General features: G+C 69.5%; 17 protein-coding genes. 8 read left to right on the forward strand and 9 right to left on the reverse strand.

The features are described 5' to 3' along the window. Window positions 1-129 precede the first annotated feature (129 nt). Window positions 130-357 (forward strand): hypothetical protein, encoded by a 228-nt coding sequence (locus tag ABD743_RS41490; protein WP_344729741.1) that lies wholly within the window; start codon window positions 130-132, stop codon window positions 355-357. A gap of 11 nt (window positions 358-368) precedes the next feature. Here ABD743_RS41490 and ABD743_RS41495 read toward each other — a convergent pair whose 3' ends face one another. The 8 genes from ABD743_RS41495 to ABD743_RS41530 all read right to left on the reverse strand — a co-directional run bounded on the left by ABD743_RS41495 (window position 369) and on the right by ABD743_RS41530 (window position 7,663). Beyond that, on the reverse strand, window positions 369-926 hold the full coding sequence (locus ABD743_RS41495; RefSeq protein WP_344729742.1) for a flavoprotein: 558 nt from the start codon (window positions 924-926) through the stop codon (window positions 369-371). A 188-nt stretch (window positions 927-1,114) separates the two neighbouring features. After that, window positions 1,115-1,951: an NAD(P)-dependent oxidoreductase gene (locus ABD743_RS41500; RefSeq protein ID WP_344729744.1), complete on the reverse strand. Its 837-nt coding sequence runs from the start codon at window positions 1,949-1,951 to the stop codon at window positions 1,115-1,117. A 51-nt stretch (window positions 1,952-2,002) separates the two neighbouring features. Continuing rightward, complete coding sequence (locus ABD743_RS41505) at window positions 2,003-2,878, reverse strand: ATP-binding protein (protein ID WP_344729746.1); 876 nt, start codon at window positions 2,876-2,878, stop codon at window positions 2,003-2,005. Beyond that, window positions 2,875-3,948, reverse strand: a complete 1,074-nt coding sequence (locus ABD743_RS41510; protein ID WP_344729748.1) for a cupin domain-containing protein — start codon at window positions 3,946-3,948, stop codon at window positions 2,875-2,877. Before ABD743_RS41510 ends, ABD743_RS41505 begins: the two co-directional genes overlap by 4 nt. Before the next feature lie 22 nt (window positions 3,949-3,970). After that, a complete protein-coding gene (locus tag ABD743_RS41515; protein WP_344729750.1) occupies window positions 3,971-4,951 on the reverse strand; it encodes an ABC transporter substrate-binding protein in 981 nt (326 codons plus the stop codon). A 50-nt stretch (window positions 4,952-5,001) separates the two neighbouring features. Then, on the reverse strand, window positions 5,002-5,835 hold the full coding sequence (locus ABD743_RS41520; RefSeq protein ID WP_344729752.1) for an ABC transporter permease: 834 nt from the start codon (window positions 5,833-5,835) through the stop codon (window positions 5,002-5,004). Continuing rightward, on the reverse strand, window positions 5,835-6,737 hold the full coding sequence (locus ABD743_RS41525) for an ABC transporter ATP-binding protein (RefSeq protein WP_344729754.1): 903 nt from the start codon (window positions 6,735-6,737) through the stop codon (window positions 5,835-5,837). The genes ABD743_RS41520 and ABD743_RS41525 overlap by 1 nt, the downstream gene beginning before the upstream one ends. A 122-nt stretch (window positions 6,738-6,859) precedes the next feature. After that, on the reverse strand, window positions 6,860-7,663 hold the full coding sequence (locus tag ABD743_RS41530; protein ID WP_344729756.1) for a 2,3-bisphosphoglycerate-dependent phosphoglycerate mutase: 804 nt from the start codon (window positions 7,661-7,663) through the stop codon (window positions 6,860-6,862). Window positions 7,664-7,741: 78 nt separating this feature from the next. Between ABD743_RS41530 and ABD743_RS41535 the strand changes: the two genes are divergently transcribed. The 5 genes from ABD743_RS41535 (at window position 7,742) to ABD743_RS41555 (ending at window position 11,808) form a co-directional block, all read left to right on the forward strand. After that, window positions 7,742-8,065: a 2Fe-2S iron-sulfur cluster-binding protein gene (locus ABD743_RS41535; protein WP_344729758.1), complete on the forward strand. Its 324-nt coding sequence runs from the start codon at window positions 7,742-7,744 to the stop codon at window positions 8,063-8,065. 144 nt (window positions 8,066-8,209) lie between these two features. Further along, on the forward strand, window positions 8,210-9,496 hold the full coding sequence (locus tag ABD743_RS41540; protein WP_344729760.1) for a Rieske 2Fe-2S domain-containing protein: 1,287 nt from the start codon (window positions 8,210-8,212) through the stop codon (window positions 9,494-9,496). A gap of 29 nt (window positions 9,497-9,525) precedes the next feature. Continuing rightward, entirely contained in the window at window positions 9,526-10,050 is a 525-nt protein-coding gene (locus ABD743_RS41545; RefSeq protein WP_344729762.1) for a hypothetical protein, read from the forward strand. Between the two features lie 40 nt (window positions 10,051-10,090). Next, window positions 10,091-10,915 (forward strand): 3-methyl-2-oxobutanoate hydroxymethyltransferase, encoded by an 825-nt coding sequence (locus tag ABD743_RS41550; RefSeq protein WP_344729764.1) that lies wholly within the window; start codon window positions 10,091-10,093, stop codon window positions 10,913-10,915. Between the two features lie 11 nt (window positions 10,916-10,926). Next, on the forward strand, window positions 10,927-11,808 hold the full coding sequence (locus ABD743_RS41555) for an alpha/beta fold hydrolase (protein ID WP_344729766.1): 882 nt from the start codon (window positions 10,927-10,929) through the stop codon (window positions 11,806-11,808). A gap of 13 nt (window positions 11,809-11,821) precedes the next feature. On the opposite strand, the gene ABD743_RS41560 is transcribed toward ABD743_RS41555, so the two are convergent. Next, a complete protein-coding gene (locus ABD743_RS41560; RefSeq protein ID WP_344729768.1) occupies window positions 11,822-12,769 on the reverse strand; it encodes a substrate-binding domain-containing protein in 948 nt (315 codons plus the stop codon). Window positions 12,770-12,868: 99 nt separating this feature from the next. Here ABD743_RS41560 and ABD743_RS41565 point away from each other — a divergent pair, with 99 nt between their 5' ends. Both ABD743_RS41565 and ABD743_RS41570 read left to right on the forward strand, forming a co-directional pair. After that, entirely contained in the window at window positions 12,869-14,008 is a 1,140-nt protein-coding gene (locus ABD743_RS41565) for a zinc-dependent alcohol dehydrogenase (protein WP_344729770.1), read from the forward strand. A gap of 8 nt (window positions 14,009-14,016) precedes the next feature. Beyond that, window positions 14,017-14,731: 4-carboxy-4-hydroxy-2-oxoadipate aldolase/oxaloacetate decarboxylase (locus ABD743_RS41570; RefSeq protein WP_344729772.1), on the forward strand; the 715-nt coding region annotated here is incomplete at its 3' end.

A 14,731-nucleotide genomic window follows, 5' to 3' on the forward strand; every position in this document is an offset into this window, starting at 1 on the left:
GGCGGTGCTGCCGACCTGGCAGGGAAGCCGGGCTCCCCGGGGCTTTACCGCTGTACTCCACGGCATCGGCGTGGCGCTGATGCCTGCTCCACGACCGTCCCCAATCCTCGGGAAACTGATCAAGGACTGATGAAGATGCAGTTGATCTACCTCGGCAACCGGACCGAAGGTGTCGTCGGCAAGTTGGTCGGGCCGAACAAGGAAGGCCACCTTTACGAGGCTGTGCGCGCCGAGTACATGTCCCTGTCCGACCAGACGATCGTGAGCTTCGAGTTGCTCGCCGTCGCTGACGCGCGCTCGGCCGACCGGGACGGGCTCGCAGAGGCGCTCGTCCTCCAAGGGGCGATCGCGTCGTAGGCGGCGTGTCGTCAGAGGGGCGCCTTGGGAGAGACGCCGTCGCCGGCCGCTCGACGCAGTTCGGCGATGGCGATCTCCCAAGGGCTCTGCGCCTGGTCGGGCGTGCGGCTGCTGTCCCAGGCGCTGCTGTCCATGTACGGCGAGTCGAGCATGACCACCCGTACTCCCCAGTCGCTGAGCTCGCGCAGGTTCCTGCGGAACGCCGGATGCGCGAGATGCGCGGGGTTGCTGAACGGCACGGCAACGATCGGTACGCCCCGGCCGATCGCCTCGACGAGCGTCGCCAGCGCCAGGGTGTCGCAGATCCCTGCTGCCCACTTGTTGACGGTGTTGACCGTGACCGGGCAGGCGATGACGGCGTCGCTCGCGGGGACGGGCAACTCCTCGTCCGGGGTGCGGAACTCGGTTCTCACCGGATAACCGGTCTGTCGTTCCAGATGGGCGATGGAGGCCCACTTCGTGGCCGTCGGTGACAATGTGACAAATGGGTCCCACTTGTCGGCCTGGGCCAGCGACACGAGTTCGCTGATTCCTCGTGCGGGGGGCGAACCGCATGCGACGATCTCCACACATCTCATCAAACGTTTCGACCCCACCCCGTTGCCGGATTCAGTTCCGCCAATCATAGCTGTGGTCGACCCGTGCGAGTTCGGCACGGAACTGCACGACTTCGTCTGCTATGGCCGGGCCATCACTTTTTGCGCGGCCCGCGCGGGATACGGGCGATTCGTGCTCGACAAACGGGAGAATCGCGGGATCAGGGAGTCGGGTCGCCGGTCGGTTCCCACACCAACAGCTCGGCGAGGCTGCCGACCGTGATCGAGGGCATCCGGGCCCGGCACATGTCCGCCACCGGCATCGGTCGGCCGATCTCGTGGCCGAGCCGCTCGACGGAGTCGAGATCCTTCGCCCACCAGGTGAGCCGCATCCGTTCGAGCTCCCGCAGCGTCCGGCTGTCGGTGGGCGCGTCGAACAGCGCCGCTCGTAGCGCAGGCACGGACAGGCCGTGGCTGCGCGCGAGGTCGAGGGCCTCCTCGATCGCGCAGATCTGGGCCCAGTGCACGAGGTTGTTGGCGCTCTTGGCGATCTGACCCGCGCCGAGCCCGCCGAGATGATGCACCGACGCGCACCACGGGTCGAGGGCCGGCCGCACCCGCGCGAGGTCGGCGCTCTCCCCGCCGACGAGCAGGTTGACCCGTCCGTCCTCTGCCGCCCGCACCCCGCCGGTCAACGCGGCGTCGAGCACTCCACCGTCTCCGGTCCGCTCCGCCGACGCCGCCGCGATCTCGCGGATCGTCGCGGGGTGCACCGAACTGCAGACGACGAGTGTCGAGCCGGGTGCCCGGTCGAGCACGGCCCGGCAGACGGCACGCACGTCGTCGTCGGTCGGGACGAGGACGAGCGTCACCGCACTCCTCACGCCGACCCCGGCAGCGTCGGGCGCCACGTCGCAGCCGTGCTCGGCCGCCGCTTCGCTGCGCGTCGCGTCCGTGTCGTGGACGGTCACGGCGAGTCCGGACCGGGCGAGGTGGCCCGCGATCGGCAGGCCCATCGCGCCGAGTCCGATCAGACCGACCGTGTTCTGTTCCGGCACGCCATCACCTCGGGCCACGGTGTTCCTCCACTCTCGGCTCGGACCGACCCGTCAGGCCGCCTCGACGGCGGCGAGCAGGTCGGCGGGTTCCAGCAGGTTGGGATCGAGTGCGACCTCGGGGCGCTGTGCCAGCGCCGTGAGCACGACCTTGCGCACCCGGCGTCCGTCCCATCCGGCGCTGTGGGCGGCGAGCTTGCGGTGCAGCGCGGTGTCCTCCGCGAGCGGGCGCGTGCCCGGCCAGATGCCGGCCAGCTCCGCCAGCGAACGCTGCAGGATGGCCGCGATGGTCGCCTCGTCCGGCAGGCCGAGGGTCAGCACCAGGTCGGACCGCGACAGGAAGGCCTCGTCGACGGCCTCCGGGAAGTTGGTCGTCGCGACGAAGACGATGCGCGGGTGGGACTCGGCGAGGAAGTCGATCCCGGCCAGCACGGCGTCCGTCGCGCGGTGCACGTCCACGGGGTTGCTGCCGAAGGATGCCGTCGACCGGCGCACGGCGAAGCTCTCGACCTCGTCGATCAGCACCACCGTGTGCGGCCGACGCGCCGCGAGCTCGGGCAGCGTGTCCGTCATCAGCCGCGTGATGTTGCGCTGGCTCTCGCCGAGCATCTCGCTCGGGAAGGCGTGGGGGTCGATCTCCACGTAGGTCGTGGACCCGTGCGGAGCCAGCGCTCGGGCGGCCGACTGCGCCAGGCCTCTCGCCAGCGTGGTCTTCCCTGTGCCCGGGGGACCGGCCAGGACGATCAGGCCGTGCGGGAGCCCCGGCAACGTGGCGAGCGCCCGGCCGTGACGCAGCCGCAGCAGCGTCTGGTTCAGCAGTCGTTCCTTGGTGCCGGGCGGAACGAGGATGTGGTCCCACGGACCGTCGTGATGGTCGGCAGGCAGGACGTGTATCGACAGGAGACCCGGGGGCAGATGCGCGGTGCTCACGGCCAGGTCGGCCGTTCGACGGCGGGCCAGTCGATCTCGTGGGGGTTGCCGGCCTGGGCGTCCCGGATGTGGTCCGGCGGCTCCTCGAACAGCACCTTCGGGTCCATCAGCACGCGCATGGTCTCGAGCAGGCTGTCGAACATGTGGATCCGGACGACCTTGGCGGTGCCGTCGGGGGAGTCGTTGAAGTGCTGATGCCACAGGAAGTGGTCGACGACGATGAGGTCACCCTTGCGCCAGGGGTGGTTCTTCCCGCCCTCCGGCTCCTCTCCCATGTAGCTGTGGCCCTCGCCCTCGAGAACGTAGAGCCAGGCCTCGCCGGGGTGGCGGTGCATGGACTGGCCGCGGCCCGGCCCGATCTCGAACATGGCCATCGTGATCCCGGACGCCTCGTAGCCGATCGCCCGGTCCAGCAGGAACGTCGTGCGGGTGCCGCGCGGTGTCGGGAGCAGCTCCAACTCGTCCCAGTTCGTGTGGAGCCGTCCGCTGCGCCGCTTGCGCTGTTCGCGGGCGAGGCGCCGCATCCGTCGTGAATAGGGGTCGGCGCCGTCGATCTCGGAGGAGAAGGCCGGGCGGCCGGGGAGGTTCGCGACCGGCGTGTGTCCCTGGTCCTCCAGCACCGACATGCCCATCGTGGCGAGCATCGGCTCGCTCGAGAAGCTGAGGTAGCGGGCGGTCTCCGCGCCGTCGTTCCCGGATCGGTGCCAGGACCAGGCGGGCAGGTGCAGCGAGTCGCCCGGCCCCCACTCGATGCGTTGTCCGTCGATCTCCGTCCAGCCCCGCCCGGCAACGACGAGGACCATCGCGTCCCAGGAGTGGCGGTGGATCGTCGACGTGACGCCCGGGTCGATCTCGTGCGCGAGCGCGTCCATCGTGCGGGTCGGCCGGTCGCCGTCCTCGCTGACGTACACCCCGACGCGGGTGCCGCGGGCGGTCTGCGCCATCTCGACGTCGGCGAGCGCGATCACGGTCTTCTGGTAGTTGCGCCACTCCTCGACGAACGCGGCTCGGCGCTTTTTCTGAATGTGGTAGTGCGTTACCTCGGTGGTGGTGCGCGAAGCAGAAGTCACTGTGTTCGAACCTTTCTCGGAGTCATCCCGCGGGGGTGACGAACGACGTGTTCACGATCTTCGCGACGTCGAGGCTCTTGACCGCGGGCACGGACGGCGCCAGCTCGGTCACCGACGTCTGCAGCTGCGCCACGGTGGGGGTCGGAACGTCGGGGAGGGCCTCCTGCGCGTAGTACTGCCAGGTCTCGTGCAGCGCCGCTGGGTCCGTCACGTTGAGATGCTTCGACAGCACGCTCGTGGAGTAGGCCTCGTCGGACTTCTCCCGCGTGATGGCCTGTTGCACGGCCGCGAGGAACCGCCGGATCTGGTCACCGTGGCCGTTCACGTAGTCGGTCGTGGCCGCGATACCCACGTTGGAGGCGGGGATCTTGTCCTTGGCCAGGTCGACCAGTGAGTGATAGCCCGCAGCCTCGATCTGGGTCGTCGCCGGTGGGTGCGACAGCGCCGCGTCGATCGTGCCGGCGACCAGCGCGTTGTTGACGTTCGTGACCGAGCCCAGCGGCGTGAGCTGCACGTCGGACGGTGAGAGCCCGATCTGCTTCAGCGCCTCGAGCGTGGCGACGTACAGCGACCCGCTGGTGGACGTCACGCCGATGCGCTTGCCCTTCAGCTCCTGCGGGTCGGTGACCTTGGCGAAGAGCTCGTAGGGAAAGACCGGGGTCAGGGTCGCGAGGTAGTTCACCTCGCCGCCGGACGCCGCCCCGGAGACCATCTCGGACCCGCCGATCGACGCGAGCTGGGTCTGGCCCGAGACCAGGGCCGGGAAGCCGTCCGAACCGCTGAGATTGGTGAGCGTGACCTTCAGGCCCTGAGCCGTGAACAGGCCCGACTCGTCCGCGATCCAGAGCGGGAGCTGGTCGGCGACGACCTGGCTGTAGCTCACCGTCATCGTGTTGGCGTCGGCGTCCGAGGACCCCGAACCGCCACAGGCCGTCATCGACAGGGCCACGGTGCCGGCGAGAAGGGCGCCGACGACGTTCCTCCGCCGGGCGTGCGACGTCATCGTCGATCTCCTTGGTGGTGGGAGCGGTGGTTTGCCAGTACTGGTTGTTGTCAGCGGTCGGGGCGCCATGCGGCGAAGTGCTGCTCGACGCGGCGCAGGAGGCCGGTCAGCACCACGCCGGTGATGGCGAAGATGAACAGTCCGGCGAACACGACGGACGTCTGAAACTGCTGGCCCGCGTTGTTCATCAACATGCCGACGCCGTGCATGGCCCCACTGAGCTCGGCGACGAAGACGCCGATCAGGGCCTGCCCGACCGCGAGCCGAAGCCCGCTGATGATGAACGGCACGGAACCGGGAAGCGCGATCGTCCGGAAGATCTGAAGGTCGCCCGCGCCGAAGCACCGGGCCACCCGCAGCACAGCCGGATCGAGGTTCTGCACGCCGCTGGCCGAGTTGATCAGGATGGGGAAGACCGCCATCAGGAAGACGATCGCGATCTTGGACGTGTCGCCGATGCCCAGCCAGATGATCAGCAGCGGGGTCAGCGCGATGCGCGGGGTCGCGTACAGGAACGTGACGAGCGGGTTCGCGACGTAGGAGAGCCTGCGGTACCAGCCGATCAGGAGCCCGAGCGGCAGTCCGACGACGGTCGCGATCACCAGGCCGTAGAGCAGCTCCTTACCGCTGGTGAGCAGGTCGTCCCAGATGGTGGCGCTGCTGAACAGCTGCTCGAAGGCCCCGACGACGTCGATCGGCCCGGGGAGCACGATCGCCGGCTTGACCCGCAGCGCGGCGACGAGCTGCCAGAGACCGAGCACCACCACGACGGCGGCGGTCCCGTACAGGAGCTGCGGGCTCGGCCGCCGTGACGAGGTGCGCTTGCGGGCGGTCGGTACGCGGGGCGGTCTGGTGGAGGCGGCTGTGGTGATCGGTGGGGCCATCAGTGGACGTCTCCTTCGGACGCGGCGGCGTCCGGCTCGGCCTCGGTGCCACCGCCGTACAGCACGTCGGCGATCTCGTCGACGAGTGCGAGGAACTCCGGCGACCGGCGGAGGCGCTGGTGGCGCGGCCGCTCGAACGGAACGGCCACCTCGCGGACGATGTGGCCGGGCCGGGGGCTGAAGACGCAGACGCGGTCGGCGAGGAAGGCCGCCTCGGCGATGTCGTGCGTGACGAACAGCGCCGTGACGTCCTGTGCGGTGCAGACGCGCAGCAGTTCCGCCTGCATGACCTCGCGGGTCTGCGCGTCGATCGAGGCGAACGGCTCGTCGAGCAGGAGCAGTTCCGGCTCGACGGCCAGGGCCCGCGCCAAGTTGACCCGCTGCTGCATACCGCCGGAGAGCTGCGCCGGGTAGCGGTCGGCGAAACCCGACAGCCCGACGAGGTCGAGCAGGCCGCGTGCCCGGTCTCGTGCCTGCGAGCGCTTCATCCTCCTGCCGAGCTCGAGCCCGTAGGTGACGTTGTCGAGAACGCTGCGCCACGGCAAGAGGCTGGCCTGCTGGAACACCATCGCCCGGTCCGGCCCCGGGCCGGGGATGTCGGCACCGTCGAGCTGCAGGGTGCCGCCGTTGATCGGGATGAAGCCGGCGATGGCGTTGAGGAACGTGGTCTTGCCGCAGCCCGACGGCCCGACGATGCAGACGAAGTCGCTGCGCGACAGCTCGAGGTTCGCGTTGTCGACCGCGAGCGTGATGTCCGAGTCGGCCGTGCCCGGAGCGCGGTACTCGATACGGACGTTCGACGCCGTCAGGTGGGCCGGGCGCGACGGGTCTGCTCCCGCCCCCCGCGGTCCTGAGGACACCCCCACCAACTGCGGTACCGCCGGGCCACGTCTGCGGGACATGAACCGGAGGCTACGGACTGACGTCATACCGATGCAATACTTCGCTCATGGCAGGCGCAGGTGCTCCCGGCCGGAGCTGGCGGGGGCGCGGCCCGCTGCGCCGGGGTGATCCGTCGCCGTGCTCAGGCGGAGCCGCGCTCGGGCGGCCGGCGGGTGCCCTGGGCCAGCACCTCGGCGATCCCCGCCGCAGCCGATTGGGGATCGAGGTAGGTGCCGCCTCGCACGTGCGGCCGGTACTCGTGGTCCAACTCGTAGTGCAACGGCACGCCGGTGGGGATGTTCAGCGTCTCCACCTCGCGCGGGGTGAGGGCGTCGAGATGCATGCACAGCGCCCGCAGGGAGTTGCTGTGTGCCACGACGAGGACGACGCGGCCGGCGTACAGATCGGCGGCGATCGCGTCCTGCCAGTAGGGCACGACCCTGCGGTACACGTCGGAGAGCGCCTCTGTCGTGGGCAGCTCCCGAACAGGCACGTCGGCGTAGCGGCCGTCGTGCCGGGCGCTCGACGGGTCGTCCTCGGGCAGTGGCGGTGGCGCGTGCTCGTACGAGCGTCGCCAGAGCGAGTAGCGCTCGTCCCCGAACTCGGCGCGCACCGCCGTGCGGCTGCGGCCCTGCAGGGCGCCGTAGTGCCGCTCGTTCAGGCGCCAGCTGCGCCTCGTCGGCAGCCACGGGTGTCCGATCGAAGCGAGTGCGATGTCCGCGGTGTGGATCGCCCGTGTCAGCACCGAGGTGTGGACGACGTCGGGGAGGACGGCCTGCTCCTTCATCAGCTCGCCGGCGCGTGCCGCCTCCCGCCTGCCGCGATCGCTGAGGGGCACGTCCAGCCAGCCGCTGAAGCTGTCCTCCGAGTTCGCCGCGCTCTGACCATGGCGCAGCAGGAGCAGTGTGTGTGCGCCGCCACCGGGTCGCGGTCGTATCGCGCGCATCTATCCTCCCTTCGCTGGAATAAGGTATGATGTTAGACCAATGCCGCAGCGTCGGCCCGATCTGACGAGGGGGGCGCCGTGCCCAAAGTTGTCTTCATCTCCGCCGACGGCACCGAAACCGGTGTCGACGCCAGGGTGGGCGACTCCGTGATGACGGCGGCGACCCAGAACGGCGTGACCGGCATCGTGGCGGAGTGCGGCGGCAACGCCAGTTGCGCGACGTGTCACGTCTGGGTCCGCGAGGAGTTCGTCGAGCGGGTGGGGGAGCCGGGTGACGTCGAGGAGGACCTCCTCGACCTCGCGGTGACGGAGCGGCGAACGGGCAGCCGGCTGTCGTGTCAGATCGTGATGACCGAGGAGTTGGACGGCCTGGCTGTCGAGATTCCGCCGGACCAGCCGTGACCCGGCTCGGCGCTCGACCTCTCCATAGGTGGACGAGAAGGGTCTAATGGTCTTATTGTTTTCGAGATTCGAGAGTGAGTCGCCCGGCGCACGCCGGACGACACGGACCACCCCGCGATGCAGCAGGCGAAAGGAAGGCCAACGGTGCTCAAGCAGGAGATCAACGAGCTTCTGACGCAGACGGGGCCGGGAACTCCGATGGGCGACCTCTTCCGTCAGTACTGGATACCGGCTCTCCTGGCCGAGGAGCTTCCCGAGAACGACTGTCCGCAGGTCCGGGTCAAGCTCCTCTCGGAGCGCATGATCGCTTTCCGCGACAGCGAGGGCCGCTACGGGCTGATCGACGAGTTCTGTGCCCACCGCGGTGTGTCGCTGTGGTTCGGCCGCAACGAGGAGGGCGGTCTGCGGTGCGCCTACCACGGGTGGAAGTTCGACGTGACCGGTCAGGCCATCGAGGTGCCCTCCGAGTCGGAGAACGGCAACTTCTGCGCCCACGTCAAGCTCACGTCCTACCCGCTCGTGAAGATCGGTGACGTGCTCTGGACGCACATGGGTGACCCGGACAAGCGGCCCCCGTTGCCGGAGTTCGAGTTCGCCCAGGTGGCACCGGAGCAGACCTACATCTCGAAGCGCTGGCAGGAGTGCAACTGGCTGCAGGCCTTCGAGGGCGGCATCGACTCCAGCCACGTGTCCTGGCTGCACGCAGGGGGTCTGAAGAACGACCCGCTGTTCAAGGGCTCCAAGGGCAACGAGTACAACCTCGCGGACTTCAAGCCGTTCTTCGAGGTCGCCGAAGCCGATGGCGGCCTGTTCGTGGGAGCACGCCGCAACGCCGAGGCCGACAGCTACTACTGGCGCATCACCCCGTGGGTCATGCCCAGCTTCACGATGATCGCGCCGCGGGCCGACCACCCCGTCCACGGACACTGGTGGATCCCGATCGACGACGAGAACTGCTGGGCCTACTCGTTCGACTACCACCCCACCCGCGCGCTCACGCCCACCGAGGTCGAGAACATGAAGGCGGGCCACGGCGTGCACAGCGAGAACATCCCCGGCACGTACCGCCCGGCGGCCAACAAGGACAACGACTACCTGATGGACCGCGACGCGCAGCGCCGGGGCGAGTTCTTCTCGGGCGTCAAGGGCATCGCCATTCAGGACTCCTCCCTGCAGGAGAGCATGGGGCCGATCGTCAACAGGTCCAAGGAGCGGCTCGTCTCGGCCGACGCGGGCATCATCAAGGCCCGGCAGAAGCTGCGGAAGGCTGCGCTCGCTCTGCGTGAGGAGGGTGTCGTGCCGCCCGGTGTCGACCCGCAGCACCACCGCGTGCGCTCGGCCGCCGTCGTCCTGCCGCGCGACGAGTCGTTCATCGAGTCGAGCCGCGACGCGCTGACGGCCGAGCCCGGCAAGCCGCACGCCACCGTCTGAGCGACCCGACGTCCTGGGAAGACACTGATATGACAACGCGCCCCGTGCTCCTCAGCAGCTGCGCCAAGGCGACCACCGCCGCCGAGGCGCGGTTCCGGATCGACGTGCCGATCGAGGGTCGCCGAGGCGCGCGGATGGTGGCCCTGGACGACGACGCCGCGACCATCGTCCGGCGTCTCGCCCTGCAGCAGTGGAACGGCGCCCGGTTCTTCACCCTCGTGGCCGGCACCGGATCGGGCCGCAACGGCGTCGCCGACGACCCGGACGAGATGCCCCTGCACCGCACGAACGGGACGGACACGCGTCTCGCCGACGAGCTCATGAGTGCGGACGTCGCGGTCATGCTCGCCACCGCGGACGGCGGCGCGGCGGCGGCCGCCTCGGCGATCGGGCGTGCCTGCGCCCGGCGCGGCATCATGACCGCCGGCCTGGTGCTCGGTGATCGCCATGAGGTCGGCGACGTCGTCGTCGCCCTCCGGCCGTACGCCCAGGTGCTGCTCGTGACCGCCGACGAGCAGGACGTGCACGAGGTGCTGACCGCGCTCAGGGCGTGAACGACTCTTCCCCTGCCCGACCCCGGACGACGGAGGCACGATGGACGAGAAGGTGACCCTGCCCGGGCTGCAGGCGATGAAGCACGAGCGGCGCAAGATCGTCTGCGTGGTCGCGTGGGACTACCAGATGGCCCGCATCGTCGACCGCGTCGGCGTCGACATCGTCTCGGTCGGCGACACCGTCGGGATCAACCTGTGGGGCCAGCCCAACCCGCTCGAGATCACGATGGACCAGCTGCTGGTGGTCTGCCAGGCCGTCCGGCGCGGGGTGAAGCGCGCACTGGTGTCCTGCGACTTCCCGTTCGGGCCGCTGCAGGAGGGCCCGGACAGCGCCGTGCGCGCGGCGATCCGGCTCGTGAAGGAAGGTGGTGTCGACCTCGTCAAGCTGGACGGCGCGGCCGATCACCTCGACGCGGTCGCGGCGGTCAACCAGGCCGGGATCCCGGTGTTCGCCCAGTTCGGGATCACACCGCAGACGGCGCTGCGCTACGGAGTCACCTACAGCGCCACCCCCGGCAAGGGGAGTGAGGTGCCGGTCGAGATGACGGACGAGATGGTGGCCCAGGCGAAGAGCCTGGAGGCGGCGGGGGCAGCGCTGCTGAACTTCACCAACTCCGGAGCGGTCGTCGGCCCCGAGGTCGTCCGGGCGGTCTCGATCCCGGTGCTCGGCGGGCACGGCGGTGGCCCGTGGCTCGACGGGCGGATCAGGCTGGCCACCGCGGCGATCGGCTACGGTGCCGCGGGCGTGGACGACCCGCCCGACACCTACGCCAACGTGGCCCGGATCGCCCACGACGCGATCGCCGCATACGCGGCGGACGTCCGGGCGGGGCAGCAGATCAGAGGCGGCATCCCCGTCACCTGAGAGGAAGGTTCGTGCCCAGCACCACGATCGACGGCATCACCACGCACTACGAGGTGAGCGGCACCGGGCCGCCGTTGCTGATGTTCTCCCCGGGCGGTTTCAACGCCACTCTCGGCAACTGGGCCTCCCACGGCATCTACCGGCGCACCAAGCTGCTCGCTCACCTCACCGAGCGGTACACGTGCATCACGTTCGACCGTCGGGAGTCGGGTTCGTCGGGCGGTCGGATCGAGCGCGTCACCTGGGGCCACTACGTGCGACAGGGCAAGGGGTTGCTCGACCACCTGGGCATCGCGCGGGCGCACCTGATGGGCGGATGCGTGGGGTGCTCCATCGCCGCCCGCTTCGCCGTGTCGCACCCCGACACGGTGGCGAGCATGGTGCTGTACTCGCCGGCAGGTGGTGCCCGGTACCGCCTCACACAGCACGCGCGGTTCCAGCAGCATGCGGCGTTCGTCGCAGAGCACGGCCTGGAGCAGGTCGTCGACCGCGCGAAACGCTCGACGGCGAGCTTCAGCGACGACCCCTGCGTCGGGCCATGGGCCACCGTCATCCGCACGGATGCCGAGTTCGCCGCCGCCTACTCCACGTTCGACCAGGACCGCTACCAGTTCATCCTGAGTGGACTGGTGCGAACGATGTTCGACCGCGACACCGTGCCGGGCCCCGAGCCGGAGGACCTGCTGCAGCTCGACGTGCCCACGCTGGTGGTGCCGGGACAGGACAGGTCGCACGCCACGTCGGCGGCGCGGTACCTGCACGAGTGTCTGGCCGGCTCCGAGTACTGGGACGTACCCGTGGCCGACCAGACGGAGGAGACGGCGCCGGCCCGCGTGCTCCGGTTCCTCGACGCCGTGCGGCTCCTCGACACGGTGGGGTCGCTCCGAGTCTGAGTGGCCCCGCGACTCAGGCGGTCAGGTCGTGGGTCCCCGCGGCGAAGAGGGACTCGACGGCGGGGCGCCGGTCGAGGATCTTCTGCGCCATGGCGAGGTCGAGCAGCTTCTCGATGTTGCTCCGGTTCGGGGCGATGCCGTAGGGGAGCGGGTCGGCTCCCGTCACCGCCATCACCTGCTCGTGCAGGCGGTCGACGGGGCTCGGGTCGGTGATCGCACCCGCCCGCAGGCGGTCGACGTAGAGATTCTTGGACTCCGCGAACGCCGTGAAGACGTCCTGCGCCAGATGCGGGTGCTGCTCGAGGAGCTCGTCCTTGACCACCACGAGGTGGTTGATCGGGTAGTACCCGTCGCGGCGCAGGGCGGCCAGCCCGGCCTGCCGCGCGTCGGGGATCAGGGGAGCGACGTCCGCCAGGTCGCCGTCCACCCCGATCGCGGCGGCGATCTCGCCGGCACCCAGCATGGCGGCGAGGTCGCCGCCCGCGGGCATCGGCACGACGTTGGCAGGCGGCCGGTACTCGGCCACGTGCTCGTCGCCGGAGAGCACCCAGGTCACCCGGTCCAGGTCGACGCCGTGCTCGTCGGCCAGCACACCGCGCGCCCACACGCCGGTGGTCACGGTGTAGCCACGGTTGACGCCGATCTGCCGTCCCTCGAGGTCCGTGGGCGTCCGGATGCCGACCGCGGTGTTGAAGCGGATGGCGCCGTGGTGGAAGGCCCGGACGAGGAAGACGGGCAGCGCCGTGAACCGCACGCCGTGTGCCTTCGCCACCAGGTAGGTCGTGAACGCCATCTCGGAGACGTCGAACTCGAGGGTGCGGACCATGCGGCGGAAGGCGGAGACGAGGACCGGCACCTCCTCGAAGTCGAAGACCAGCCCGCGGGGCGCGACCGTGCCGTCCTTGAGCGCCGCGTTGTTGCCCTGGGTTCGGGTGACGGTTCTCAGCTGCAGTGCCGGCATCGGCTTCCTCTCGTGCTCGCTTGGTCACATTATGGTAAGACAGCAGACCATAAGACCGAAAACTAGTGGCGGCGTGACCGCCCGGGAGTGAGGATCGTGATGGCTGAGGACGTCCTGGCCGCCGTGCGGACGGCTCCCGGCAGGACCGAGATACGCAGCTTCCCGATGCCGGATGTCCCCGACGACAGCGCCCTGCTGAAGGTCGAGGTGGCCGGCATCTGCGGGACCGACGTGAAGATGTACGCCAAGCCCCCGTTCCCGGATCCGGTGATCATGGGTCACGAGAACGTCGGGACGATCGCCTACGCGGGCCGCGACTTCACCCGGCGCCACGGCGTGGTCGACGGCGACCGCGTGTTCGTCGAGCACTACGTCGGCTGCTTCCACTGCGAGTGGTGCCACCGGGGCGACTACCGGCACTGCGAGAACACCGACTGGCGCACCAACCCCGATGCCCGGCGGTACGGCTACACGTCCGCGGAGAATCCCTTCCATCTCTGGGGCGGCTTCTCTCAGTACCTGTACCTGCCGTGGAACGCGGTGCTGCACAAGGTCCCCGACGGGGTCTCGGCCGAGCTCGCCGGCATCGTCACGCCGCTGTCGAACGGGATCGAGTGGGCGCTGTTCGCCGCCGGGGTCGGCTACAACTCGACCGTGCTGATCCAGGGGCCGGGACAGCAGGGGCTCTCGCAGGTGGTCGCCTGCAAGCAGGCAGGCGCCTCGCAGATCATCGTGACCGGCACGACCCGCGACGCGGTCCGCATGCAACTCGCCACCGATCTCGGTGCCGATCACACGATCGACGTCCGCCAGGAGGATCCGCTCACCCGGATCAAGGAGATCACCGGCGGCAAGGGCGTCGACGTCGTGCTGGACTGCACCGCCGGGGCCGGCGTGGCACCGGTTCTCCTGGGCGTGGACGCACTCAAGCGCCGGGAGGGCACGATGGTGATCCAGGGCGAGCTCGCGGCGTTCCCGGACTTCCCGATGAAGAAGATGACCGAGAAGGCGATCACCATCAAGAGCGCCCGCGGGCACAGCTACCGGGCGTGTGAGCTCGCGCTGGAGCAGCTGGCGTCGGGGCGCTTCCCCTTGGAGCGGCTGACCACCCACACCTTCGGACTCGACGACGTCGATCGGGCAATCCGGGCGGTCGGAGGTGAGGTGGACGACGGTGTCGTGCATGTCTCACTCCTTCCGTGGTCGGATAAGAAGATCCGCAACGAAGCGAGCAGGTGAGGAGTCAGATGTCGATCGTCGTCCGGAACCCTCCGCGCACCGACGGGGCCAGTGTCACAGCGCTGGCGCAGTTCGGTGTTGCCACGATTCATGAGGCGCAGGGTCGTACGGGTCTGTTGGAGCCGCGGCTGCGACCGATCTACCCGGGGGCTCATGTCGCGGGAACGGCGGTGACGGTGAGCGTGCCGCCGGGTGACAACTGGATGTTGCATGTGGCGGTGGAGCAGTGCCAGGACGGTGATGTCCTGGTGGTGGCCCCGACGCTGCGCTCGGACGCAGGGTATTTCGGTGAGTTGCTGGCCACCGCGGTGGCGGCGCGCGGGGTGCGCGGTCTGGTGATCGATGCGGGGTGTCGCGACATCGCGGAGTTGACCCAGATGCGGTTCCCGGTGTGGGCCAGCGCGATCTCGGCGATGGGCACGGTCAAGGAAACCCTGGGCAGCGTGAACATCCCGCTGGTGTGCGCAGGGCAGTTGGTGAACCCCGGTGATGTCGTGGTGGCCGACGACGATGGTGTGGTCGTCGTCCCGCGCCGCGAGGTGGAGGTGGTGGTCGCGGCGTCGGTGGCGCGGGAGGAGAAGGAAGCCCAGTCCCGCCAGCGCTACCGCAACGGCGAGCTGAGCTTGGATGTCCAGGGGATGCGCGAGCCGCTGGCACGTAAGGGCCTGCGCTATGTCGATCATCCCGACAGCAACGGCGCGGTCGTCGCGCCCACCGGACAGG

This window comes from Pseudonocardia yunnanensis (genome assembly GCF_039534065.1).
GTDB classification, from domain to species: domain Bacteria; phylum Actinomycetota; class Actinomycetes; order Mycobacteriales; family Pseudonocardiaceae; genus Pseudonocardia; species Pseudonocardia yunnanensis.